Annotated in this window: 1 protein-coding gene; it reads right to left on the bottom strand. The window is 64.4% G+C overall.

Translation table 11 applies throughout. The features are described 5' to 3' along the window. Nucleotides 1-18: 18 nt before the first annotated feature. Nucleotides 19-208, bottom strand: a 190-nt coding sequence (locus B2515_RS04030; RefSeq protein WP_293873967.1) for a transketolase C-terminal domain-containing protein, incomplete at its 5' end; no start/stop codon positions are given.

Here is a 208-nt window from a genome sequence, read left to right on the forward strand (position 1 = left end):
CCCGCCGGTCATGCACGGTCAGACGATCTTCTTGACCGTCGCGACGATCTTCTTGGCGTCGATCAGCGCCTTCTTCTCGAGGTTCGCGGCATAGGGCAGCGGCACGTCCTCGTTGGTGACGCGCAGCACCGGCGCGTCGAGGTCGTCGAAGCCCTCTTCCATCACGATCGCGGTGATCTCCGATGCGATCGAGCAGGTCGGCCAGCCT

Source organism: Sphingomonas sp. UBA978, from assembly GCF_002292295.1.
GTDB lineage: Bacteria > Pseudomonadota > Alphaproteobacteria > Sphingomonadales > Sphingomonadaceae > Sphingomonas.